Origin of the sequence: Pseudoalteromonas sp. Z1A2 (assembly GCF_011378755.1) — a bacterium.
In the GTDB taxonomy this organism is placed as follows: domain Bacteria; phylum Pseudomonadota; class Gammaproteobacteria; order Enterobacterales; family Alteromonadaceae; genus Pseudoalteromonas; species Pseudoalteromonas distincta.
Genome location: NZ_WTKX01000008.1, coordinates 38931 through 65276, shown reverse-complemented (window position 1 = coordinate 65276; position 26346 = coordinate 38931). Strand labels below are relative to the sequence as shown.

Here is a 26346-nt window from a genome sequence, read left to right as displayed (position 1 = left end):
GTAAGGAAGTGTCAGTGAGGGTAATGCTTTGTAAATCATGAAATTAAAATAGAATGTTTGGGTCATAATGGGGATATTAATAATAAGGAATAACCTTAATGACTAACTCCCTTTTAAAAGCTGCATTACCCTTAAGTCTAATTACTATTTTGTCGGGCTGCGGCTCTGACGATAGCTCAAGCTCTACAGGTTACATCCAATTGTATAACGGCTCTTACAATAGCCCATACACACGTTTGTTTGTTGAAGAAACAGAGCGCTCAGGCGCTGATTTTGCTGATGTAACTACTCGCCATAACTACAGCACAGACACTTATGATGTAAGTTTTGAGTACCTAGATGCTAACGACAGCTATATAACAATTAGCGATCAAGAAATTTCTATTAAGGGTGACAAAACACAGTTAATAGTAATGAGTGGTAACTTTGATGAACCTACATTTACAGAGCTTAGCGTACCTATTACAAGCGATACGGGTGAGTTTAACTTAGGGTTTTATAATATTGCAGGAGAGGACACTAACTACGATATTTACTTAGCAACTGATGATGGTGTATTTGAAAGCGCGACACTTTTCTCATCAGCTCAATATTTAAGTGAGTTAGATCTGCAAAGCGTTGATGAAGGTTATTACACTATTTACATAACAGAAGCGGGCAGCAGTGATGTTGTGTACGAGTCGTCATCTGTTTATTTATACGATGAAGCAAGTTATGTAGCAATGATCCGCCCAAGTTATGCAACAGAAGAAGGCGGCATTACGCTTGATGTAGTAACCGATAATAACTACGTTACTGAGCTTAAACACCAATCTGCTCTAGGGCAATTACGTTTTATAAATACCGTTGATGACTACTCGCCAGTAAGCTTTTCTGCTACACGCGGTACAACTGTAAACACAACAAATACAGTCGCTAGTGACTCTTATACCGATTATGTTGAACTTTCGCCTAATAGTTACAGCGTAGCTATGTACGACGAAGAAGGTACAAAACTAGCTGATAACTTTTTAATGACGCTAGAGCGCGAGCAAAGTGCGGTGGGTATTTTTTATAACGACGCAGATAACGGTTTACGTATGATGAGCGTTGAAGAAAATCTAACACCAAGCAGTTACAGCCATACGGTATCGGTTGTAAACCTAATTGAAAGCTACGCAGGGCAGTCGGTTTCAGATGTAGATGTGTACTTTACACTTAACGGCGAAACGGTAGACGACACCAGTAACGTAGTCGATGGCCTAGATAAGTATGACCAAGAAGAGCAGGTTGTAGATAACGAAATTTACACGGTTTATGTTGTTTACGAAGACAACGGCCAGCAAATTGTGCTTATTCAACAAAGCGATATGGACTTTACACAAGAGGGTAACTACATATTGATTTTAGAGCATGATGAAACAACAAGCTCAGGTTATAAGATGACCCTAGAGCGCACTATTACTGATAGTGTTGAATAAACCTAAGCATATTAAGTAGCATAAAGCCTAAGCACTTTAAGTACTTAGGCTTTTTATTGAACAAAATTTACCTACTCATTAATAATTAGGTACACTCAGGGCATAATAATTAATAAGAGTGTGCCATGGATGATTTAGTTGGGTTAGCCGTCATAGTAATACTGGTTGTAGTTGCGGGTGCTATTTGCGGCTTAATAGCGCTAGTGCAGTTAAATGGATTAAAACAAGAAGTTGCTGTTTTAAGGGCCAAAATAACACATCTACAAACACATAAATCGATATCGCAAAGTGAACCTCAAAGTGAAGCATCTACGGCTCAGGCAGCGCTTTCAAGATCAGAGCCAATTGCTCATAAAGCACAGCCAAGCTTAACGTCCCAAAACGCGTCACCACCTTTAATAAATCAGCCATCAGCGCCTCCTAAAAAAGCCAAACCAGCTGCAGCATCAGCCACAGAATTACTATTTAATAAATTACGCGCAGGGTTTGAAGAGAACTGGATGACCTGGATAGGCGCAATAGCGCTTGCGTTTGGGGGCATATTTTTAGCTAAATACAGCCTAGAAGCGGGATTACTATCACCTGTAATGAGGTTGAGTTTAGGCGGCTTATTTGGACTTAGCTTAATTGCAGCCGCAGCTTATTTACACCATAAACGCATTGTATTTGAAGGCTTTAATAATTACATACCCGCAGCGCTTGCAAGTGGTGGGTTTATTACTTGTTTTGCTTTAACGCTTTTAGCTTACAGTAGCTACGATATGCTTAGCCCTACCGTGGCATTTTTTGCACTGGCAGTTATTGCAATTAGCGCAAGTGCTATGGCGCTTAGATTGGGCCCATTATTAGCTGTATTGGGTATTATTGGCGCTTATAGTGTACCAATATGGGTTAGCACTGGCAGCGGTAACTTGTTTGCATTATTTATGTATGTTGGCTTTGTAAGTTTGTCGGCTGCGTTAGTTGCACATAAAGTGCAGCGAGCTTGGTTGTGGTATTTATTATGGGCAGGGCATATTGGTTGGTATTTAGTTGGTTTTACGCTACTTGAAGTTAATACCGTTTGGTTAATGGGGGCATTTGCTTTACTTAGTATTGTAGGGTTAATTGCTATACCGCGCTTAGGTCTAAAACTGAATGTTATTGAACATCGCCCGCACAGTTTAAAACGTTTACTTAAAGTGCTTCCAGATCATGCATTATTACTCGCCTTTATAGCACCCTTAATATTTACAATGCTAATAAGTCACTTTGATATGCAGTGGCAAACAATCGGCGTGTTGAGTATTGTATTGGTGTTGTTTTTAGTCCTTAAAAATAGCCGTTGGGATATTTGGCAGGGCGTAGCGTTAGTTATTTCAACGCTATTAGTTATAAGTGCTGAAAGCACGCATCTTTCGCCAAATCTATTTGATGACGCACTCTTTGTATTCAAAAATGAATACGGTTTGGGTTTATTGCTCGGATTGTTACTTACCGCTTTTGGGCTTTATTACGGTAAAAAACAGATTAAGCGTTTAGCGTTTCATATTACGGGAGCGTTTAGTGTATTTGTAATGATAGCTACTTTATATACGCTTATTCCTAATTCTGCGTTAAGTACTGCATATCCACTTTGGGCCGTTGTATTGTTTGTAGTGGCGGCTATTTTAATAAAGCTCGCGCAATACAATACAACGCTTTTTCAGCGCTTTACCTACTGGGTAGGCGCTAACGCTAATATTACGTTAGCAATTACCATGCTACTAAGTGACAGTGGCCTAACCATTGCACTTGCTGTGCAAGTATTACTTATAAGCGTACTTATTAAGCGCTATAACGTGCCTATGCCGCATTGGCCTATTAAAGCATTAGTTGCTGCGTTATTACTGCGCTTAACGCTTGCGCCTTGGACACCAAGCTACGATGCGTTAACGGTATTTGGTTTGCATTGGAGTATTGTGATTTATCCGTTATGTATCGCGTTATTTTTTGCCGCAGCTAAGTGCTTTGACTCATCAAAACTTAAAATATGGCTCGAAGGTGCAGCTCTTCATTGTTTAGCGCTTTTTATTACTACCGAAACAAGTTATCAGCTAGTAGGGCATTATCCGCAATTTGATTCACTTAACTTTTACGAACAAATACTCCTTACCTGTAACTGGCTGGCATTAGGGGGTGTGTATTTACATAGAGCAAAACTTGCCGGTACTTTAGCTAAGTTATATAAAGTGGCGGGTTTTGCACTTGCGGGGTTAGCAGGGCTTTTTGCTATTAAAACACTGCTTGACGATAACCCATTATTTGAATCACTTTTCATAGGTGAGCTGCCAATATTTAACTGGTTATTACTATTGTGGTTAGTACCTGCAGGATTAACGCTTTGGCTGGCCAAGCTTGTAAAACCAATAAATGCTAAAGCTACGCCATTTATATTGGCCGTTGCGGGTGGCTTTATATTATTGGCAATAAACAGCTTTATTCGTCAGTACTGGCAAGGTCCTTACATATACTTATCAAAAGGGGCGAGCAATGCAGAGCTCTATAGCTACTCTGTTATTTGGTTAGTATTGGGTGCGGGTACTGTTATTTTTGGGCATTTAAAAAATCAATTATTAATACAAAAAGTAGGCCTAGGCATACTAGCTGCAGTTATTGTTAAAGTGTTTTTAATTGATATGGCTAACTTGGAGGGCTTACTTAAAGCGCTTTCGTTTATTGGATTAGGGCTTTCGTTGGTGGGGCTAAGTTGGTTGTTCCAAAAGCTTAGAAGCCGAGTAAATCCAGTTTAATTTTATGAACACTTTATAAAGCAAAGCCCAGTGAAGATACTGGGCTTTTTGTTTTACGCTATTACTTGATAGCTTTTAACTAGAACACTTTTAACTAGATCACTTTTTACTAGCTTATTATGTACTGTGATTAAGCAGTGCCTTTAGTTTGCCCGGTTTAATTGGCTTACTTAAATAATGAATATTAGCGGCTTTGGTTTCTTGTTTAAGCTCGGTGTCGCGCACTGCGGTAATTAAAATAGCAGGGACTTGGCTTTGCCAAATTTCGCGCAGGGTTTTAATTAGCGTTATGCCATCGCAGTCGCTACCTAATTGATAGTCCATTAAAATAACATCGGGTGCACCGTTTTCTTTAGCATGCGCCAGTACATTATCTACGTTATCAAAAAGGGTGTAATTAGCTTGCCACTTTTTAAGTAAGCTTGCCATTGCTGCTAAATTTTCAGGGTCGTCGTCTACGGCAACAATATTAATTGCTGCACGGTTTTCTATTAAGCTATTTGTAGTACTTTTTTGTTGTACAAACTGCTCGTCGCCATAAGGTACTTCAATACTAAAGCGGCTACCTTTATTTGGCTCAGAATGCACATCAAGCGGCAAGCTTAGTAAGTCAGCCATACGTTTTACCACACCTAGGCCTAAGCCTACGCCTTTGTTATCGCCCGACTCAACACGGTAAAAGTCGTTAAATATTTTAGCTTGCTCTACTTCGCTAATACCTGGGCCTGTATCCCATACTTCTATTCGTAAATTATGCTTTCGGTTCCTACAGGCAATTAATACACGGCCATTATCGGTGTATTTAACTGCATTAGAGACCAAGTTTTGAATAATTCGGCGCAAATAGGTTATATCGCTGTGCACAATTTGCTGGTTTGAACGCACACTAAGTTTAAGGCCTTTATCACTTGATAAAATAGCGTATTCACTTTGTAGTGGGGCTAAAATATCTTCAATATAAAAGTGGCGAGGGGTAGGGGTCATAGCGCCTTGCTCAAGCTTAGCTATTTCAAGCAGTGCCGACATTAAATGCACGGTTGAATCGAGACTGTCGCCTAGTTTTTCAAAGCTGTTTTGGTTAGTGCTGTCGAGCTGTTTTTCGTCAATGGCGGCAAGGTATAAACGTGCTGCATTTAACGGCTGTAAAATGTCGTGGCTCGCCAGTGCTAAAAAGCGCGTTTTACTGTCGTTGGCTTGCTCTGCTTCTCGTTTAGCTAAGGTAAGTGCTTGCTCGGTTTGTACACGGCTATCTATTTGAGCTTGTAAGTCTTTATTAATAGTTTGCACTTCTTGAGTACGTGCTTCTATGCGGTTTTCAAGATCCATGTTTACTTCTTCAAGCGCATTTTGCGTACTTATGTGGTTTGTAATATCTGAAAAGCTGGTAACAAATCCGCCATCGGGCAGCGGATTACCAATCATTTCGTATACTTGGCCATTACGACGGTGGCGAATAAAATGATGCGAGCTGCCATATTTTAAATGCTGTACACGTTTTTCTACTTGGCGTTCTATTTCACCAGGGCCACATTCACCACGGTTAGCGTTGTATCTAATAATGTCTTCTATGGGTTGGCCTACTTCTAAAAAGCCTTCAGGGTAGCCAAACATTTCATTGTAGCGTTTGTTCCATGCAACGAGTTTTAAATCTTTATCAACAACTGAAATACCATGGCTTAAATTTTCGAGTGAGGTAAATAACAGATTTTGATTAAATTGCAGCGCTTGTGTGGTTTCGTCAAAAAAGTTTACTACTTCTTCAAACGCCATACGTTTACCCGACGATACCGTATGTATTAACGCTTGCGCTGACGATGCGCCAAGCACGCCCGTTAATGCGCGTTCGCAGTAGGCTATAAATTCAGGCTCTGGGTGTGCGTTGTTATCACTTAAATGATGGGCGAGTGCGTAATGGGCCAGTACTTGTTGGCTGCGCTGAATACCTAGAAATGTTTGCAGTAGTATTTTAAAGTCGTAAACGGTGGCTTTTACGTCTTTATTTAAGCGCCTTGATAAAATAGCCTGATCTTTAGGGTTAACAAAAGCAGCGGCCTGAATTTTATCAATTAAGCGCTCCTCAGCCCCAAGTGAAAAACTAATATAACAACCAATATTGGCAAACAAAGCTATCAAGGTTCCACGCGTTATAAGCGTTTGTTGCAGCTCGCTATCAAGGGTTGCGCCGGCATCGAGTATTGGCAGCATTAAAAATAGTATCCAGCAAATAAAGCCTGCTACCAAACCCGCATACACCCCATAAGCATGACCTTTTCGCCAATATAAACCACCCACAATAGAGGGTAGCAATTGGGTAACAAGTGAAAATGCGACCAAGCCCATACTGGCCAGTGCGCTACTATGGCCAAACCATTGCTGATAGAAATAGGCCAAAATTAATATGCCTGCAATAGCAAAGCGCCTTACAAGTAATATACGAGACTTATAACTGCTGGTAATTAAGTTACGTTTAAACTTTCTACGCAGCATTAACGGCAGTACCACATCGTTTGAGATCATCGTGCTTAATGTAAGCGTTGCTACCACTATCATTGCGGTGGCGGCCGATAGCCCACCTATAAATACAAAGGTGGTTAAAAAAGCGTTGTCGTTAATTAGCGGTAGGGCAAGTACAAAGCTGTCGGGTGAATAGCCGCTGCCAATTTCAGGATGAATGGCCGCAGTCGCAATAGGTAAAATCATTGCGGCTGTTAGTAGTAAATACAGCGGAAAAGCCCAGCGAGCGGTAAGTAAGTGGCGTTTGTTTTGGTTGTCGACCACGGTTACATGAAACTGGCGAGGCAAACATATAATAGCCGCTGCAGCCATTAAAGACTGGCCAATAAAGTTAAAGCTAAAAAAGTTAAAATCGCTCCAGTGACCCCAAATAGACTCAGTTACTTTGTTCGTGGTGGCTTCGGGTAAATTAAAAAGTGTAAATACTGCAAGCCCCGCAACGGCAATAAGAGCAATAAGTTTAATCATAGATTCAAATGCAACAGCGAGCATTAAGCCAGAGCGATATTCAGTTACATCAACTTTGCGAGTACCAAAAAATATAGCAAATAAAGCCATAATTAGTGTGGCAGAAAGCGCGAGCATATCGCCGGATATTTTATTACTGTTTTGCAAAAGTAAAAAGCTTGTACTAAGCGCTTTTAATTGCAGTGCAATGTAGGGAATGGTTGCCAGTAATGCGATTACAGTAACCATTATTGCTGTAGTTTGACGTTTGCCGTAACGAGCTGAAATAAAGTCAGCAATAGTCGTTATATTTTGTTTTTTACTTACCAGTACCAGTTTACGTAAAAATCCTTGGCCGAATAAAAACAGCAACGCAGGGCCTAATAATATTGGCAAGTAACTCCAACTGCTGGTGGCGGCTGTTCCTACCGAACCGTAATAAGTCCAAGAGGTACAGTAAATCCCGAGTGAGAGTGAATACACAAATGGGTGATGGCTAATACGCTTTGCTAAAGGGGTTGTTTTATCGCCCCAATTGGCAAGCCAAAACAGCACACCTATATAACTTAAAGCAACAATAATGAGTACGGCAGTCATGTTGTTATTAAACCTTATTATTTTAAATAATCCCTCATCCCTATGAGGGATTAACACAATACCAGAACTGAGGTTAAGTGTGAGGGTTGAATTTAAAATAAAACTTTTATTTTATTTATATCTTACTGAATATTAACAGTAAAAATAAAACACCCTTGAGCATTAGACTAATGTCGCATTAATGACCAACTTATCAATTTAATCATAAAGCCAGCTTACAAAAACAGCCTAAGCAATTGAAATAATATAAAAATATATAAAACACGCTTGAATGATAAATACAGTTTACGTAAACGTTAACAAGCTGTTACGACTATGGTCTCAATTCAATATGTAACCAGCGTTGCTAAATTGGTAAGCGAAGATAAAAAACCACTCATCGCGATATTGCGGTGCTTAAAGGGGAAAACAAAAATGGCTTTTAAAGATGAAGAACAAGCAAAAGCTTATTGGGCAGAAAACATTTCGCTGTTATTTAAACTGTTAGCAGTGTGGTTTGTCGTGTCTTTTGGCTTTGGCATATTACTGGTTGATGTACTTAATGAAGTACGTTTTTTTGGGTTTAAACTTGGCTTCTGGTTCGCCCAGCAAGGCGCGATTTATACCTTTGTTGCTTTGATTTTTGTGTACGTTTTCAAAATGAATACGTTAGATAAAAAATACGGCGTAGACGAATAGGAGCTAAGCAATGGATGTTCAAACACTCACGTTTTTAATTGTTGGTTTAAGCTTTGCGCTTTATATCGGCATAGCAATATGGGCCCGAGCGGGTTCAACCAAAGAGTTTTATGTAGCGGGCGGCGGCGTACCTCCTCTTGCTAATGGTATGGCAACAGCTGCCGATTGGATGAGCGCCGCGTCGTTTATTTCAATGGCGGGTATTATTTCGTTTGCAGGTTACGATGGCAGTGTTTACTTAATGGGGTGGACAGGTGGTTATGTACTATTAGCCATGTGTTTAGCGCCTTACTTACGTAAATTCGGCAAGTTTACTGTACCAGACTTTATTGGCGACCGTTACTATTCACGTACCGCGCGTTTAGTTGCTATTTTTTGTGCCATATTCATTTGTTTCACTTATATAGCAGGGCAAATGCGTGGCGTAGGCGTGGTATTTTCACGCTTTTTAGAAGTAGAAATTGAAACCGGTGTTTACATTGGTATGGTGATTGTATTCTTTTATGCGGTACTTGGCGGCATGAAAGGCATTACCTACACACAAGTAGCGCAGTATTGTGTACTTGTATTTGCCTACCTTGTACCAGCCATTTTTATCTCGATGATGATGACGGGTCACTTCTTCCCACAAACCGGTTTTGGTGCCACACTAATTGGCAGCGAGGGCGTGTACGTACTTGATAAATTAGATGGCTTAAGCGCTGAACTTGGTTTTGCGCAATATACCGAAGGCTCTAAGAGCATGATTGACGTGTTCGCTATTACTGGTGCGTTAATGGTAGGTACTGCTGGTTTACCACATGTAATTGTACGCTTTTTCACTGTACCTCGCGTAAAAGACACACGTATTTCTGCTGCATGGACTCTTGTGTTCATCGCGATTGTTTACACAACAGCACCTGCGGTTGCAGCCTTTGCTCGCGTAAACATGGTTGATACTATTAATGGTAAAGACGGTAGCGGTACAGCTTACGCAGAAGCACCAGGATGGATTAAAAACTGGGAACGCACAGGTTTAATTACATTTGATGATAAAAACGGCGATGGCAAAATGTTCTACACGGCGGGTAAAATCACCGATCCGAACAGTGCTAACGAAGTAAATGTAGACCGCGACATTATGGTATTAGCAAATCCAGAAATTGCTAATTTACCAGCATGGGTAATTGCACTCGTAGCTGCTGGTGGTATTGCCGCTGCATTGTCTACAACAGCAGGTTTACTACTGGTTATTTCGACCTCCGTTTCGCACGATTTACTCAAGCGAACCCTCAAGCCCGATATTACCGACAAGCAAGAGTTACTTGCAGCGAGGTTGGCAGCCATGGTCGCTATTGTTATCTCCGCATACTTTGGTATTAACCCGCCTGGATTTGTGGCATCGGTAGTGGCATTTGCATTCGGCTTGGCGGCAGCGAGTTTCTTCCCAGCAATTATTATGGGTATATTCTCTAAAACAATGAACCGAGAGGGCGCAATTGCAGGCATGGTAACGGGTATTGGCTTTACCGCTGCGTATATCATCTTCTTCAAGTTTGTAAGCCCTGAGCTTAATAATCCTGAACATTGGTTTTTAGGTATTTCGCCTGAAGGTATTGGCTTAATTGGTATGATTATTAACTTTGTAGTAGCTGCAGTTGTTCTTAAATTTACTCAAGCTACACCTATTGAAATTCAAGAAATGGTAGAAGGTATTCGTAACCCTAAAGGGTCAGCTGAAGCGCACGATCACTAGGCAACATTTATAGATATAGTAAAAAAATATAAAGCACCCAAAGCCCGACTTTAGTCGGGCTTTTTATTTGTTTAATAAATAAGTACATTAGATTGGTACATCACCATTTAAAGAGCGAATACAATGAGTGTAGAACAACAAGAAATAGCCCAATACGTTTGTTTGCAAGCGCCTTTTACTATGCTTGATAGCAGCGCATGCGAATACTTTGTAAATCATCTTGATATTATTTACCTTACCCGCGAAAACCAAACTCAGTGGTTACAAAGTGAAAACCCTAAACTATTTTTAATTCGCTCTGGTTTGTACGACCTAGTTGATGGCAAGGGCGATGTTGTTACGCGCTTAGCGCAAGGTGACTATTTTGGTTTTCCGTCGCTGTTAACCGGTGAGGCAATTCAAAATAGGTTAGAAGTACAAAAAGAGGGCATAGTGTATATGCTTTCTCAAACGCATTTTGATTTTTTACGCAGAGAATATAAATCGTTTGAGCAATACTTTGTACGCGCTCATGCTAACCGGTTGTTGTCATCACATTATAAAAGTAAAAACGATAGCTGGTCGGAACGTAAAATATCAGAGCTGATGACGCGCACAGCAATTACGCTTACGCCCGATGCAAGTATTAGGCAAAGTGCTAAAAAAATGAAAGAGCATGGCGTATCGTCAATAATGATAACGCAGCACGCGCACTTAGTAGGGGTTGTGACCGACCGCGATTTACGCAACCGAGTACTTGCCGACGAGGTAGATCCACAAGACGCAGTAAGCAGTATTATGACCGCAAAACCTAAGTTTATATTTGAAAATAACCGGGTGTTTTCGGCGCTGCACTTAATGCTTAAATACAATATTCACCATTTGCCCGTGCTTGACGAAAACCATAACCCGATAGGGATGATAACCAGCACCGATTTACTGCGCCAACAAAAAAGTGACCCCGTACAGCTTATTGGGCGCATATATAAAGCGCACACTGTTACTGATTTAAAACGCTACGCTAAAGAAATTCCCGAACTTTTGCGTAGTTTTTCGTACAACATTGACGACATATCGCTAATTGGTAAATTACTCAGTGGTTTAACCGATGCGCTTACATCGCGCCTGATTCACTTATTTCAAGAAGAGCATGGCGCAGCGCCAACCAGCTTTAGTTTTATTTGCTTTGGCTCGCAAGCACGCGAAGAACAAACCCTGCATTCAGATCAAGATAACGGCTTATTACTCCCTAACGACTTAACCACCGAGCAACACGCTTACTTTAAAAGTATGGGGGAGTTTGTATGCGAGAATTTAGTTGAGTGCGGCATTAGGCGTTGCCCAGGTAATATTATGGCAAGCAGTGATGAGTGCCGTATGAGCGTAAACGACTGGAGCGAGCGCTTTTTTAAATGGATAAAAAGCCCCACACCCAATGCAATGCTTAACTGTAAGATATTTTTTGACCTGCGATTTATTGAAGGTTCAAACGCTTTATACACAGCTTTTTGCGAGCAACTAATTCGTATATCACGTAACGATTTATTCTATGCCGCAATGGCAACCGACATAAGCAGCAACAGCGTGCCAATTGGTTTATTTAATAAATTTAAAACAGAAAGAACAGATCAAAATAATAAATACATAGATTTAAAAAAACGCGGTGTTGTAATTATAAATGACATAGTGCGGTTATACGCTTTAAAAGCGGGTATTAGGCGCGCCAACACGCAAGAGCGGTTGGACGCACTACTAAAACATAAACTGATCAGCAAAGAAGATATATACAACCTAAAAGACTGCTGGCGGTTCTTAACGCAGCAGCGCTTGAGTACACAAATAAACGAAGAGGGCTTACCGAGTAATTGTATTAATCCTAATAAATTAAACTCACTAGAGCGCCATCAACTAAAAGAAGCGTTTTATCTTGTTAAACAAGCGCAGCAAGCCGCTGCGTTTAAGTTTGCTCGCGGCAGTTTATAATGATGGATTACTAACATGGTAAAAAAGCTGCTCACTCGGTATTTAAAGCGCCGTAAATTACTAGGCAAAAATGCCTTACAACAACGTTACTTAGTGATTGATTTAGAGCTCACTGGGCTTGATGCAAAACAGCACGAAATTGTATCGGTAGCGTGGGTGATAATAGATAACCAATGTATAAAAATGAGCGAGTCGCAGCACCTTATAAATAAAAACGTAAAAAGCCTTGAGCAAAGTCCTGTTTTTCATGGGATTAGCGACGATGCTATAACAAAAGGACAGAGCTTGTGCAGTATATTAACGCAACTAAGCAGCCACTTTAGTGATTGTATTTTAGTGTTTCATAATGCCATGCTCGACTGGGGGTTTTTAAAAATAGCGCTTAAAAATGCCAATATAACTATACGGCCTAAACTGATACTCGACACACTGCATATTGAGCAAAAGCGCTTACTCCATCATTCAACTGAAATAAAACAAGATGATTTAACCCTTAATGCTTGCCGCACACGTTATGAGTTACCAAGCTATCATTGCCATCACGCACTGACCGATGCACAAGCCACTGCCGAGTTACTGCTAGCCCAGTGCCATCAAATAAGCCGTGGCAAAGAGTTAAAAGTAGGCGAGTTGATGTAGGTTGGCTGTAGGCGGGGCTTTATGCCGCGCGAGATAAACTCCCGCCAACAATAAAGAGTAGTTTACTTTTATTGTTATCCGTATAACTATAGGTACAGTTACGTAATCATTATCTAACTAATCACTTCAAGGACGATCATGAAACTCATCACTGCCATTTTCTTAACCTTATTCCCACTCATCACTTTTGCTAATTCAAGTTTGCCTGCTAATCGCCATATTGCAGTGCAGGGTACTGCAGAGGTATTAGCAAAGCCCGATATGGCTAAGATTTCTTTTGAAGTAATAAGCTTTAAAGACAAATCACTTGATGCAAAACGTGATGTTGATGACCGAGTAAATTTGTTACTTAAAGGTTTAAGCAAGTATGGTGTTAAGGAGACTGATGTTTCTGCTACAAGCCTGTTAACTCATAATGATGACGATATGTTTAATGTCGAGAGCGGTACAGCAATTAATGCAGGATATGTAGCAACAAGAACACTTAAAGTAACATTAAGAAATATTGAAAAAGTGAATGATTTTATCGATTTTGCACTAAGTGTAAAAATTAATGAACTGACGAATATTGAGCTTATGTCTTCAAAAGCCTCGCAGTTAGAAGCTGAAGCAACACAAGGCGCAATAGATAACGCTATAGTTAAAAGGGGGTAAGCTTGCCAAAGCATTTGGCGCAGAGATTGGAAAAATTTACAGTATTAATTCAAATTCTAACCGTTCAAGTTATGGTTATGGCGTAGATGATTTTGAGAGAATAGTTGTGACCGGCTCTAAAGTTACTAGAAATCCATTCGAGCAAGGCAGGTATTTACAAGAAACTATTACATTTAAATCATCAATAAACGTGGTGTTTGATTTAGAGGTAAATGATTAAGTTAAAATTTTCATTTCAAATACATTTTCATAATGTAAGCTGGCTTTAAGTTTTTGATTAATTTGAAGGTAGCCATATTATGAGCGATGAAAGCAACACGTTAAAAGCACAAACTGAGGCAAAAGTAGCAGCAGGGCGCAAAGGTAATTCTGATTTTATGAAAGGTGTTGATGAAACGATTGCACAAGCAAAAGCGTTTCAACAAGGTGCTAATGCACTTGATTTAAACCAAATTGCACCAAGTTTTGAGTTACCAAATCAACATGGTCAATCGGTGCAGTTAACTGAGTTACTTGCTAAAGGGCCTGTGGTTGTTACTTTTTATCGTGGTAGTTGGTGTCCGTACTGTAATTTACAACTGAAAGCACTGCAGTCACGTTTACCTGAAATTCATGCTTTAGGTGCGCAGCTGGTGGCTATTAGCCCGCAAGTACCCGATGGCTCAATGAGCGAAAGCGATATAAGTAACATGGATTTTTTAGTGCTGAGTGATCAAAATGCCGATGTAGCAGCAAGCTACGGCGTAGCATGGCAAGTGCCCACATTTTTACTCGAGCATATGCGAGTAGACCGAGGCCTAGATTTAGAGTCGGTTAACAATGGCAATAGTAGTGTTTTACCGATCCCTGCCACCTTTGTTTTAGATAAACAAGGTAAAGTGACTTGGCGTTATGTTGATGTTGATTATCGTACTCGTTCTGAGCCAGAAGATATAATTAACGCTTTGAAAAATTTAGTATAAAAAACTTAATTTTAAAAGTCAGACCCCTTGAAGAGCTTGCAATGCCTAAGCTCTTCAACGTTAATTTAAAGTTTCTAATGCTTCCCTCTTATAATCAGATGCAAGGTCGATTACAATACAGACATCTAAAAGGCGTATTGCCTTTATCTGCACGCTAAAAGAGTGGATTTTATATTTCATGGCAATCAAACTTGCAATTAATGGTTTTGGTCGTATTGGTCGAAATATTGTCCGCGCGTTATACGAGTCTGGTTTGAGCGACGATATAAAAATTGTTGCGATTAACGAACTTGCTGATCCTGAAGCTATTGCTCATTTATTAAAATACGACACATCCCACGGTCGTTTTTCTTTTCCTGTAAAACTTGGTGAAGACACCATTAGTGTTGCAGGCGATACCATTGCACTTTTTTGTGAAGAAAACCCAATTGAATTACCTTGGCAAACGCTCGATGTAGACGTTGTACTTGAATGTACGGGTGTTTACCACTCGCGTGAACAAGCGCAGTTACATATTACCGCAGGTGCTAAAAAGGTGTTGTTTTCGCATCCGGCCGATAACGATGTTGATGCTACGATTGTGTATGGCATTAACGACGATGAGCTTAAAAGCGAGCACACAATTGTTTCTAACGGATCGTGTACAACTAACTGTGTTGTGCCGGTTATTAAAGTATTAGATGATGCATTTGGTATTGAGTCGGGCGCTATTACAACGATTCATGCGTCGATGAACGATCAACAAGTGATTGATGGTTATCATCATGATTTACGCCGTACTCGCGCTGCAAGCCAATCAATTATTCCAGTTGATACAAAGCTCGCTCGTGGTATAGACCGTATTTTACCTAAATTTAAAGGCCGTTTTGAAGCCATCGCCGTACGTGTACCTACTATAAATGTCACGGCAATGGATTTAAGTGTAACGGTTAATACCGATGTAGATTTAAATGCAGTAAATAATGCACTTAAAGCACAAGCAAAAGACCGCTTAGAAGGTATTTTAAGTTATACCGAAGAGCCGCTTGTATCGGTTGATTTTAATCACGACCCACATTCTTGTATTATTGATGGCACACAAACACGTGTTAGTCACAAACGACTGATAAAGTTATTAGTATGGTGTGATAACGAATGGGGTTTTGCTAATCGTATGCTCGACACAGCGCGTGCTATGATGGCAGTGAATAAGTAATTTATTAATATAATAATTTTAAACGTATTTTTCAGGTTCAGTATCGTTAACTAAGGAGATGTTCATGTCGGTCATAAAAATGGCAGATTTAGATTTAAACGGCAAACGCGTATTAATTCGTGAAGATTTAAATGTACCAGTTAAAGCAGGTAAAGTGACGTCAGATGCGCGTATTCGTGCAGCACTACCTACTATTAAACTAGCCCTTGAGAAAGGCGCTAAAGTAATGGTTATGTCACACCTTGGCCGTCCTACGGAAGGGGAATACGATGAAGCGTTTTCGCTTGCACCTGTAGCTGATTACTTAAACGATGCCCTAGAGCAAACTGTACGTTTAGAAAAAGATTACCTAAACGGTGTTGATATTGCTGATAACGAAGTGGTTGTTTTTGAAAATGTGCGCTTTAACAAAGGCGAGAAGAAAAACGACGAAGCGCTATCTAAGCAACTAGCAGCACTGTGTGATGTATATGTAATGGATGCATTTGGTACGGCTCACCGTGCACAAGCGTCTACCCATGGCGTTGGTTTATTTGCTGATGTGGCATGTGCAGGTCCATTGTTATCGGCTGAACTCGAAGCGTTAGGCAAAGCACTTGATAATCCAGCGCGTCCATTAGTAGCGATTGTTGGTGGTTCTAAAGTATCTACTAAGCTTACCGTTTTAGATTCACTTTCTAAAATTGTTGACCAATTAGTTACCGGCGGCGGTATTGCAAATACCTTTATTGCTGCATCAGGTAGCCCAGTTGGTAAATCGCTTTACGAACCTGATTTAATGGATGAAGCGAACCGTTTATGTGCAGCAGCGATTGCTAATAATGGTGAAATTCCGGTACCGACTGACGTAGTGGTTGGTAATGAGTTTTCTGAATCTGCTGTAGCTACACTTAAAGATGTAAGCGAAGTAACAAGCAATGATATGATTTTTGATATTGGCCCTGATACAGCGAGCAAGCTTGCAAAAATTATTGCAAATGCAGGCACTGTTGTATGGAATGGTCCAGTTGGCGTGTTCGAGTTTGACCAGTTTGGTAATGGTACTCGTGCTATTGCACAAGCAATTGCTAACTCAAATGCGTTTTCAATCGCCGGTGGTGGTGATACCTTAGCCGCAATCGATAAATACGGCATTGCCGATAAAGTATCTTATATTTCTACTGGTGGTGGTGCGTTCTTAGAGTTTTTAGAAGGCAAAAAACTTCCAGCAGTTGAAATGCTAGAGTCGCGCGCTAAGTAATTTTAGTGGCGTAAGGTGAGGGGGTAATAGCCCTCACCGACAATTAATTACTAAATACCTCTCACCCTAATTTAGTCGTTAATTTAGACGGAATATTACTGCAAAGCAGTGGTTTTTCGTGGCGTTGTTATAACGCCAAACTAACACATCCGTTCAAACTAGATGGTAGGGAACTACTGTCGATAAATTGGAGAATACCCAATGGCTTTAATCAGTATGCGACAACTTTTAGATCATGCAGCAGAGCATGGTTACGGCGTACCTGCTTTTAATGTTAACAATCAAGAGCAAATGCGCGCAATAATGGAAGCGGCTGACAAAACAAACAGCCCAGTAATCGTTCAGGGATCAGCTGGTGCACGTGCTTATGCTGGTGCTCCATTTATTCGTCATATGATTTTAGCAGCCGTTGAAGAATGGCCACATATCCCAGTTGTAATGCATCAAGATCACGGCACATCGCCAGGTGTGTGTCAGCGTTCAATTCAGCTTGGTTTTTCATCAGTAATGATGGATGGCTCGTTAATGAGCGACGGAAAAACCCCTTCAAGCTACGAATACAATGTAGAAGTAACGCGCGAAACTGTTGCGATGGCGCATGCCTGTGGCGTATCGGTTGAAGGCGAGCTAGGTGTACTTGGTTCACTTGAAACAGGTGAAGCTGGCGAAGAAGATGGCGTTGGCGCAGAAGGGTTATTAACAACTGATCAAATGCTAACAGACCCTGAAGAAGCGGCTGATTTTGTAAATAAAACACACGTTGATGCACTTGCAATTGCTTGCGGTACTTCACACGGTGCTTATAAATTTACTCGCCCACCAACAGATGACATTTTAGCGATTGATCGCATTAAAGCGATTCATGCCCGTATTCCTAACACGCACTTAGTGATGCATGGCTCATCTTCAGTTCCTCAAGAATGGTTAGAAATTATTAATCAGTACGGTGGCGAAATTCCAGAAACTTATGGTGTGCCAGTTGAGCAGATTGTTGAAGGCATTAAGTTTGGTGTTCGCAAGGTAAATATTGATACCGATTTACGTTTAGCATCTACCGGTGCAATTCGCCGTCATATGGCGCTTAACCCATCTAACTTTGATCCACGTAAATACCTAGCTGAAGCGACTAAAGCAATGACAGAGATTTGCGTTGCACGCTATAACTCGTTTGGTACTTCTGGTCAGGCTAGTAAAATTAAGCCAATTTCACTTGATGAAATGCACCTTAAATACTTAAGCGGCGAACTAGACCCTAAAATTAGATAATAGATCAATTTATAATTGATCATTATTAGAGCCTGTTTATCTTTCGAGGTTGAATTTGCAGCAGTATGTTTGGTATTTAGGCAAGGCAGAGCCTATGCAATGTGGTTATTCCCCATAAATAGGCGATAACGTGGAATAAATGCCAAACATGCGCTGCCCGAAGGGTTCTGCTTAGGGGCAATTTACTCTTTGTTGCCTACATGGATGTAGGTAAGGGGCGTGAGCAGGACGCGGAAGCTTTGCTCGGTTTTTACTTAGCCCGCTAGGTTACAAACCTCACGCCGCGATTAAATCGCCCCTAGATTGAACAAATTTTAATCCTGAAAGGTCAACAGGCCCTAAGCCAGTAACTTTGTTGCTGGCTTTTTTAATGTCAGCCCTTTTTATATTACAGATTACGGTTTTTTGATCAGATCACTGCATTACCAACGCGGAATTTTGGGATCACGCATTTACTAACACAGCCTTTTTCGGATCATTACTTTACTAAGCCAAATACACTTTAATGCTATATATGGGTTCTGAGTTAATTTGATCGTTATTTATTTGTACAAACAATCAACAACTTATGGCTTTGACTAGGTACAACTCTGATCTGAGGGTTGATCGGCTTGGTAAAAATCTGATCCTTTATTTGGAGCTTAGTAAAATTTAGATCTATTTTTGAACGTATTGTTTGTTACACAGGCGGGTTTGTTGATTTTAAAAGGGCTTTAAAGCTACTTTTAAACGATCGATCTGTAAAAATGTCTTGGTTAGTAAAACAATGATCCCAGCTAGTTTAATATTGTTTAGTGGTTTAAATAGCGATACAAAAAAGATAATTTTAAAAAGTTAGCTATTACATAAATTTATCGTAAATCTCTTTTTATTACGTTAAATATTAAAAAGGTTTTAAAAATATGACGTTAATGAGGTTTTTTGTCACTAATTTGTGTTTTTTTTACCACCATTTTAATTTACACGTTACACTTTCATAAAAATGTAATACTTAGTCATAATAATGAAAACTAATTCGATAGCGTAAGAGATAAATTGGAATGTCACGTAAAGTACTAGTCGTAGATGACGAAGCTCCTATCAGGGAGATGTTGGTTTTTGTTTTAGAGCAAAATGGATTTCAAGCAATTGAAGCAGAAGATTACGACTCTGCTATTGCAGCTATGGTTGAACCTTACCCAGATATGGTTTTACTTGATTGGATGTTACCAGGTGGAAGCGGTATTCAAATTGCTAAAAAGTTTAAGCAAAACGAACACACCCGCCAAATCCCAATTATTATGCTTACAGCTCGCGGCGAAGAAGAAGACAAAGTACGCGGTCTTGAAGTAGGTGCAGATGATTACGTCACTAAGCCGTTTTCACCTAAAGAGCTTATGGCACGTATTAAAGCGGTTATTCGCCGTGTATCGCCAACCTCATTAGAAGAAGCTATTGAAGTACATGGCCTGCGTTTAGACCCTATTTCTCATCGTGTTACCTCAGAAGGTAACGAGCTTGATATGGGGCCAACCGAATTTAGATTACTGCACTTTTTTATGACTCACCCAGAGCGTGTTTATAGCCGTGAACAACTGCTTGATCATGTGTGGGGAACTAACGTTTACGTAGAAGATCGCACTGTTGATGTTCACATTCGTCGCCTGCGTAAAGCAATTGGCCCACTTGGACATGACCGTTTGGTGCAAACAGTACGTGGCGCTGGGTATCGTTTTTCAAGTAAGCTGTGATCAGCTTAAAGCTTAGCTAATGTGTAAAATACGCATGTATTACTACTCTAAGGTAAAGTGAGTGTATGTATCGAGTTGTTAATAAGCAGGCGTTAGTAAAGCGCCTGTTTATCTATTTTTTACCCTTACTATTAATTGGTGTGCTGGTTGGCGCGCCATTTTTGCTTTTATTTTTAGGATCTTTTTCCCTCCTTATTTGGCACTACCATCAACTTTATCGTTTGAGCGATTGGCTACTTAATCAACGCAGCTTTAATCCACCAGAGGGTGAGGGTGCATGGGAGCAAGTGTTTGAAGGTATTTACCATCTCCAGCACCGTAATCGTAAAAAACGTAATGAGCTTGCAGATTTAATTCGTCGCTTTCGCGATGGGGCTGAAGCGGTACCTGATGCGGTAGTGGTATTACAAAACGATTTAAGTATTGTGTGGTGTAATCAATTAGCCCTTAAAGTGCTTGGTTTGCAGTGGCCTACCGATCATGGTCAGCGCCTTGATAATTTAATTCGCGAACCTAAGTTTGCTAAATACATGCACAAAGGCGAATTTGACGACGCGCTTGAGCTGGATAACGGTCATAGTATTGAGCAGGTGCTTGAGTTTAGGGTAATGCCATATGCAAGTACGCAACTTATGGTTGTTGTGCGTGATGTAACGCGCTTAAAACAGCTAGAACAGATGCGTAAAGACTTTGTAGCCAATGTGTCACACGAACTACGTACACCGCTTACAGTGGTTACAGGGTATCTTGAGATGATGGATGGCGATATGATGCCGCCGCCAGCAATGTGGAACAAAGCGCAAAATACCATGCTTGAACAATGTAAGCGCATGGACAGCTTAGTCAGCCAATTATTATCGCTTTCGCGTATTGAAGGTGCACGGCGCCAAGACAACGATAAAGCTATAAATGTACCGCAATTACTTGGTTATATTCACACTGAAGCAAACTCAATTAATCAAGACAAAGGCCACGAACTTATTTTTGATATTGATAAAACCCTTGATATTAAAGGCTCTGAGGATGAACTGCGTAGTGCGTTTTCTAATTTAGTATTCAACGCGATTCATTACACAAAACCAGGCGGTAAAGTAGAAGTTTGCTGGCAGCGCAAAAACAATAAAGCGTGTTTTAGTGTTACCGATAATGGTGATGGTATTGCGCCTGAGCATATTAACCGATTAACTGAGCGTTTTTATCGTGTTGATAAAGCTCGCAGTAGAACAACAGGTGGCTCAGGCTTAGGGCTCGCTATAACAAAACATGTGTTAACTCGCCATGATAGTAAATTAAATATTCGTAGTGAAGTTAATAAAGGATCGTGTTTTTCTTTTGAATTTTCAATAGATAAGATAGTTTCGCTGACTAAATAATTAAGCTAATAGGTCAAGTCATAAAAGTGTCATTTAAGAGTAATGTAACTGTCATGTACTCACTTTAGAGTGGGCAGCAGTTAGAAAATGGAACGAACAAACCGGAGAACTCTACATGAAATTTAAAAACTTAGTTGCCGCAATGGGTGTGGCTGTTACAACTTTCGTATCTGCACAAGCAGTTGCTCTAGATCAAAATATTCCTGAGTATCAAAAAATTAGTGGTGTTTCAGGCAACTTTTCATCAGTAGGTTCTGACACTTTAGCCAACATGATGACGTTTTGGGCTGAAGAGTACAAACGTATTTACCCAAATGTAAATATTCAGATTCAAGCAGCAGGTTCTTCTACTGCTCCACCGGCACTTACCGAAGGTACAGCTAACCTAGGTCCAATGAGCCGTAAAATGAAATCTAAAGAAATCGAAGCGTTCGAAAAACGTTACGGTTACAAGCCAACAGAAGTTCGCGTAGCTATTGATGCACTTGCTGTATTTGTACATAAAGATAACCCAATTGAAGGGCTTCGTATTGACCAAGTAGATGCTATCTTTTCATCTACTCGTAAATGTGGCGCACCAGAACAAGTTAACCGTTGGAGCGATGTTGGTCTAACAGGTGATTGGGCAGCTAAAGATGTGCAACTTTACGGACGCAACTCAGTATCAGGTACGTATGGTTACTTTAAAAAGAAAGCACTTTGTAAAGGTGATTTCCGTAATAACGTAAATGAGCAACCGGGTTCTGCATCAGTAGTACAGTCAATTTCATCTTCATTAAATGCAATTGGTTACTCAGGTATTGGTTATAAAACATCAGGCGTACGTACAGTACCGCTAGCTAAAAAAGGCGATAACTTTGTTGATGCAACACTTGATAACGTTGCACAAGGTAAATATCCATTATCTCGCTTTTTATACCTTTATGTGAATAAGCACCCAAACAAGCCGTTGTCTCCAATGGAAGCGCAATTCTTAAAAATGGTACTTTCAAAAGATGGTCAGCAAATTGTAGAAAAAGATGGTTATGTACCACTTTCTGCAAAGCTAGTAGAAACAGAACTTAAGAAGCTTGGTTTAAATTAATAAACTATAAGCAATAAAAAACCGCTCATTGAGCGGTTTTTTTGTGCCTAAAACTAAAAACTTTAAGGAATTAAATATTACCTAATTTTTCGGCTTGTGCTTTACATTGATTATAGCTCTCAACACATTTGCCAGAGCATACTTGTTGCTTTAAGCCCTCAGCAGTTGTTTGCTGTTCACAACTACTTTCACACTGGTAGTTTTGTTGAGCACACTGATTCATTTCAGGGTTTTCAACTTGGTTTTGACAACCTGCCAATAGTGCAAAAGTAAGGGCGACTACGCTTGTTTTTATTAAAGTGTGCATGCTTCTTATCCTTAAAATGGAGTCGCAATAATATTAAATTTCGACTTGGATATTGTCGATCAATCTAACACCACCAAAATAGGCTGCGGCTAAAATAACAAATTGAGTATCTTCGATTGTAGCAGTTTTTAATGTATCTCGTTGAGCAATCTCAAAATAGTCTGGTTTTAGGCCTGCTTTCTCTAAACTTTGTTTAGCTAAGCTTTCAAGTTTTACAAAGTCTTTCTCGCCACTTTTAAGTTGCTCAGCGCACGTATTAAGGGCTTTAAATAATACGGTTGCAGTCGCTTTTTGATCATCAGATAAGTAACCATTACGTGAGCTCATAGCAAGGCCAGAAACTTCTCGCATTGTAGGTACACCAATGACTTCAACCGGAATTGATAAGTCGCGTGCCATAGTTTTGATTACTTGTAGTTGCTGAAAATCTTTTTCACCAAAGCAGGCGTAATCTGGTTGCACTAAGTTAAATAACTTAGTTACGATTGTTGCAACACCTCTAAAGTGACCTGGACGTGAGCCACCGCAATAGCCTAATGAAATGTCAGGTACATCTACAAAGCTTTGTGCACCCAGTCCGTTAGGGTAGATTGTTTCTACACTTGGGGTAAATACAATATCAGTGCCTAGTTCAGCAAGGCCTTGTTTGTCTTCGTTTAGCGTACGAGGATAGTTATCTAAATCTTCGTTAGCACCAAATTGCATTGGGTTTACAAAAATACTTACAACGACTTTGTCGGCCAAGTTTTTTGCTTTTTCTACTAGCGAAAAATGCCCACGGTGCAAGTTGCCCATTGTTGGCACAAGCGCCACGCTAAGACCTGCTTGGCGCCATGCTTTAATTTGACTACGTAACGATCTGATTTCAGTTATTGATTGCATTATTTAAACTCATGTTCAGCGCTTGGAAATGCGCCACTTTTAACATCTGTACAATACTTTTGAACGGCTGCAGGCATATTGCCTGTTTCGAGCAAAAAGTTTTTAGAAAATTTAGGAATGTAACCTGCCGAAATACCAACCAGGTCATGCATTACCAGTATTTGGCCGTCAGTTAAGCTGCCTGCACCAATACCAATAGTTGGGATACTTAAAGCGTCTGTAATGCGTTTTGCCAGGGCACTTGGAATACACTCAAGTACTAATAATTGCGCGCCAGCAGCTTCAAGTGCTTTCGCATCATCAATCATTTTTTGTGCTTTATCTTCTTCGCGACCTTGTATTTTAAAGCCACCAAATACATGAACTGACTGTGGTGTAAGGCCTAAATGCCCGCAAACTGGGATACCTTGTTGAGTGAGTGCTTTAATGCTCTCGTAAAGCCACTCTCCGCCTTCAAGTTTAATCATGTTTGCGCCAGCGCGCATAAGCTCAGCTGCATTTTTACAGGTATCACTAACGCTTGAGTAGGTCATAAAAGGTAAGTCAGCAATTACAAATAATTCGCGGCTACCAGCGCGTACACAGCGGGTATGATATGCAATATCTTGATTTGTTACGCCAAGGGTGTCATCGCCGCCTTGTAGTACCATGCCCAATGAGTCGCCCACTAAAATAACTTCAACGCCGTTATCATGAAATAACTTTGCAAAACTAGCGTCGTAGGCTGTTAATGCAGTAATTTTGTTATTTTCTGCTTTCATTTTATTTAAAGTAGAAACGGTTATTTTAGACATAATATCCTCGCAGGCAAAAGCCTAGGTTAATTACAGAGGTAATTGTTGTAAGTCGTTGAGCGGTAAGTTATTTGCAATGGTTTTTAATGCAATGCCGCTAGGTAAAATAAGTTCAGGTGCAAGCTCTAATAGTGGGTAAACCACAAACTCGCGATCACTCAAACCATAATGAGGCACGGTTAAGCGCGCCGTATTTATAATTTGATCATCAAATAATAGGGTATCGATATCAAGTGTGCGTGGACCCCAACGCTCAGCTTTTCTTACTCGACCATGCTCAAGCTCAATACTTTGTGTTAAATCAAGTAATTGCTCTGGAGCAAGGGTCGTTTTAATACAGGCTACGGCATTGATATAGTCTGGTTGATCTTGTGGGCCCATAGGCTTACTTGCATAGTAATGCGATACGTTTACAAATTCACAATTAGGCAGCTTTTTAAGCGCAATTATCGCGTTATCAAGCTGCTCTTTTGGTGAGTTTAGGTTGGCACCTAAACCCAAATAAACACAATGCATGTTATTACTCAGTTGGCTTTTTAGTAGGGCGACGGCGCTTTCGCGGCTTAGGACCACCTTGATGACCTAAGCTTTTAACCATCTCTTTTTGGCCGTTTATATCTTTACTTAAGTATTGTGTCCACCACTGAGCAAGCTCTGTATGCTGAGTTTCGCCTGCATCTACGCGTAATAATAAAAAGTCGTAAGCGGCTTTAAAGCGAGGCTGTTGCGTTAGCCTGTATGCACGTTGGCCAGCACGTTTATCTAAGCGGTGCTGAATATGCCAAATATCGCGAGCACCTAAAGTAAAGCGCTTAGGAACAGCTATATGCTGTGAATTATCGCTTAGTACTTTATTCATTGCTTGTGCGAAAGCATCGTATTCAGATAGTTGCTCTTGGCTTTGAATTTTTTTAGTGCGCTCAAGCAGTGGGAACCAAAGTAGGGCAGCAAAAATAAACGCCGGTGTTACTTTTTTATCGGCATTAATACGCTTGTCGGTATTTTGAAACATTTGCTGAATAAGCGTGTGCTCTAAGCCACTTGGGTTTTTATCTAAAATTTTATCAAGTTCAGGAAAAAGTGAGCGGAATAAGCCGTATTTACGCAGCATTAAAAAGTTAGCTTCGGCCTTGCCGTTTAAAAACAGTTTAAGAATTTCTTCAAATAAACGTGCTGGCGGAATGTTATCAAGCAAGCTTGCAAGCTCGCTAATTGGCTTTTCACTTTTAGGCGCAATGCTCATATCAAGCTTAGTGGCAAAACGTACTGCACGTAACATACGAACAGGGTCTTCGCGGTAACGCGTTTCAGGGTCGCCAATAAGCTCGATTTGTTTAGCTTTAATTGCCGCTAAGCCGTTGGCGTAATCGTGAATACTAAAATCTTTAATTGAGTAATAAAGTGCGTTGATTGAAAAGTCGCGGCGCTCTGCATCTTCTTCAATACTGCCAAATACGTTATCACGTAGTAGTTGGCCCTCATTGCTTGATTGGCTTATTTGATTTTTGTCTTCTTGCGCTTCGTGGTGGCCACGCATTGTTGCCACTTCGATAATTTCACGGCCAAATACAATGTGTGCTAGACGAAAGCGACGACCTATCAGGCGACAGTTTCTAAATAGTTTTTTTACCTGTTCTGGAGTTGCATTAGTAACTACGTCAAAATCTTTTGGCTGTTGGCCTAACAATATATCGCGAATACAACCACCAACAAGGTAGGCATCGTAGCCACCGTCTTTTAAGCGGTATAATACTTTGATTGCATTTGGGCTAAATTGTTTGCGAGAAATACCATGCTCACCACGAGTGACAACAATAGGTTCACTGCTTACAGAAGCGCTTTCGGCACTGGTATTCGGGCCGATTATTTGTCGGCAAAATTGAAAAAGCTTGGAAATAATAGTCTGTCTCCTAGAAGGTGTGATTGACTCTGCATCGCAATCAAAAGTTACAGCAAATAGGGCGGTTATAACCCAGTACAAGCTGTTTGACGTAATTAGCATATATTTAGGCGGCTATCATATACCAGCAGGGTTTAAAAATTAAGTTGATGTGTT

At 40.4% G+C, this 26346-nt stretch carries 19 protein-coding genes and 1 pseudogene; 14 read left to right on the top strand and 6 right to left on the bottom strand.

The features are described from left to right. Positions 1 to 98 precede the first annotated feature (98 nt). A complete protein-coding gene (locus tag GQR47_RS07815; RefSeq protein WP_024597652.1) occupies positions 99 to 1460 on the top strand; it encodes a hypothetical protein in 1362 nt (453 codons plus the stop codon). A gap of 125 nt (positions 1461 to 1585) precedes the next feature. Then, positions 1586 to 4231, top strand: coding sequence for a DUF2339 domain-containing protein (locus GQR47_RS07810; protein WP_165723703.1), 2646 nt, complete (start codon positions 1586 to 1588; stop codon positions 4229 to 4231). Positions 4232 to 4348: 117 nt separating this feature from the next. Here the strand turns inward: GQR47_RS07810 and GQR47_RS07805 are convergent, their stop codons facing one another. After that, the gene (locus tag GQR47_RS07805) at positions 4349 to 7789 is read right to left on the bottom strand and encodes a PAS-domain containing protein (protein WP_165723702.1); all 3441 of its coding nucleotides are present in this window, start codon (positions 7787 to 7789) and stop codon (positions 4349 to 4351) included. Between the two features lie 414 nt (positions 7790 to 8203). Here GQR47_RS07805 and GQR47_RS07800 point away from each other — a divergent pair, with 414 nt between their 5' ends. The 12 genes and pseudogenes from GQR47_RS07800 (at position 8204) to GQR47_RS07745 (ending at position 22307) form a co-directional block, all read left to right on the top strand. Further along, positions 8204 to 8467 (top strand): DUF4212 domain-containing protein, encoded by a 264-nt coding sequence (locus GQR47_RS07800; RefSeq protein ID WP_002961535.1) that lies wholly within the window; start codon positions 8204 to 8206, stop codon positions 8465 to 8467. Between the two features lie 10 nt (positions 8468 to 8477). Further along, positions 8478 to 10202, top strand: coding sequence for a sodium:solute symporter family protein (locus GQR47_RS07795; RefSeq protein ID WP_154903650.1), 1725 nt, complete (start codon positions 8478 to 8480; stop codon positions 10200 to 10202). 123 nt (positions 10203 to 10325) lie between these two features. Next, a complete protein-coding gene (locus tag GQR47_RS07790; RefSeq protein ID WP_024597162.1) occupies positions 10326 to 12164 on the top strand; it encodes a DUF294 nucleotidyltransferase-like domain-containing protein in 1839 nt (612 codons plus the stop codon). Between the two features lie 15 nt (positions 12165 to 12179). Continuing rightward, on the top strand, positions 12180 to 12803 hold the full coding sequence (locus GQR47_RS07785) for a 3'-5' exonuclease (protein ID WP_024597163.1): 624 nt from the start codon (positions 12180 to 12182) through the stop codon (positions 12801 to 12803). A gap of 138 nt (positions 12804 to 12941) precedes the next feature. After that, positions 12942 to 13677 (top strand): annotated as a pseudogene (locus GQR47_RS07780) (SIMPL domain-containing protein). A gap of 79 nt (positions 13678 to 13756) precedes the next feature. Next, the gene (locus tag GQR47_RS07775; RefSeq protein ID WP_024597164.1) at positions 13757 to 14419 is read left to right on the top strand and encodes a peroxiredoxin-like family protein; all 663 of its coding nucleotides are present in this window, start codon (positions 13757 to 13759) and stop codon (positions 14417 to 14419) included. A 178-nt stretch (positions 14420 to 14597) separates the two neighbouring features. Further along, positions 14598 to 15614, top strand: coding sequence for an erythrose-4-phosphate dehydrogenase (gene epd / locus GQR47_RS07770; protein WP_024597165.1), 1017 nt, complete (start codon positions 14598 to 14600; stop codon positions 15612 to 15614). Positions 15615 to 15678: 64 nt separating this feature from the next. Further along, positions 15679 to 16854: a phosphoglycerate kinase gene (locus tag GQR47_RS07765; protein ID WP_002961525.1), complete on the top strand. Its 1176-nt coding sequence runs from the start codon at positions 15679 to 15681 to the stop codon at positions 16852 to 16854. 201 nt (positions 16855 to 17055) lie between these two features. Further along, the gene (gene fba / locus GQR47_RS07760) at positions 17056 to 18120 is read left to right on the top strand and encodes a class II fructose-bisphosphate aldolase (protein ID WP_002961523.1); all 1065 of its coding nucleotides are present in this window, start codon (positions 17056 to 17058) and stop codon (positions 18118 to 18120) included. Between the two features lie 1040 nt (positions 18121 to 19160). Next, positions 19161 to 19850 (top strand): phosphate regulon transcriptional regulator PhoB, encoded by a 690-nt coding sequence (gene phoB / locus GQR47_RS07755; protein WP_006791869.1) that lies wholly within the window; start codon positions 19161 to 19163, stop codon positions 19848 to 19850. 65 nt (positions 19851 to 19915) lie between these two features. Next, positions 19916 to 21223, top strand: coding sequence for a phosphate regulon sensor histidine kinase PhoR (phoR, locus tag GQR47_RS07750; protein WP_002962688.1), 1308 nt, complete (start codon positions 19916 to 19918; stop codon positions 21221 to 21223). A gap of 115 nt (positions 21224 to 21338) precedes the next feature. Then, positions 21339 to 22307 carry a phosphate ABC transporter substrate-binding protein PstS family protein gene (locus GQR47_RS07745; protein ID WP_002962686.1) on the top strand — a complete coding sequence of 323 codons (969 nt, stop codon included), beginning with the start codon at positions 21339 to 21341 and terminating at the stop codon, positions 22305 to 22307. Positions 22308 to 22377: 70 nt separating this feature from the next. Here GQR47_RS07745 and GQR47_RS07740 read toward each other — a convergent pair whose 3' ends face one another. The 5 genes from GQR47_RS07740 to pcnB are packed head-to-tail and all read right to left on the bottom strand — an operon-like array spanning position 22378 to position 26292. Beyond that, the gene (locus GQR47_RS07740) at positions 22378 to 22614 is read right to left on the bottom strand and encodes a hypothetical protein (RefSeq protein WP_024597166.1); all 237 of its coding nucleotides are present in this window, start codon (positions 22612 to 22614) and stop codon (positions 22378 to 22380) included. Between the two features lie 33 nt (positions 22615 to 22647). Beyond that, positions 22648 to 23496: a pantoate--beta-alanine ligase gene (gene panC, locus GQR47_RS07735; RefSeq protein ID WP_024597167.1), complete on the bottom strand. Its 849-nt coding sequence runs from the start codon at positions 23494 to 23496 to the stop codon at positions 22648 to 22650. Next, complete coding sequence (gene panB / locus GQR47_RS07730; RefSeq protein WP_002962679.1) at positions 23496 to 24290, bottom strand: 3-methyl-2-oxobutanoate hydroxymethyltransferase; 795 nt, start codon at positions 24288 to 24290, stop codon at positions 23496 to 23498. Before panB ends, panC begins: the two co-directional genes overlap by 1 nt. Positions 24291 to 24320: 30 nt before the next feature. Then, complete coding sequence (gene folK, locus GQR47_RS07725; protein ID WP_024597168.1) at positions 24321 to 24806, bottom strand: 2-amino-4-hydroxy-6-hydroxymethyldihydropteridine diphosphokinase; 486 nt, start codon at positions 24804 to 24806, stop codon at positions 24321 to 24323. Between the two features lie 4 nt (positions 24807 to 24810). Further along, positions 24811 to 26292, bottom strand: coding sequence for a polynucleotide adenylyltransferase PcnB (gene pcnB / locus GQR47_RS07720; RefSeq protein WP_024597169.1), 1482 nt, complete (start codon positions 26290 to 26292; stop codon positions 24811 to 24813). Positions 26293 to 26346 lie beyond the last annotated feature (54 nt).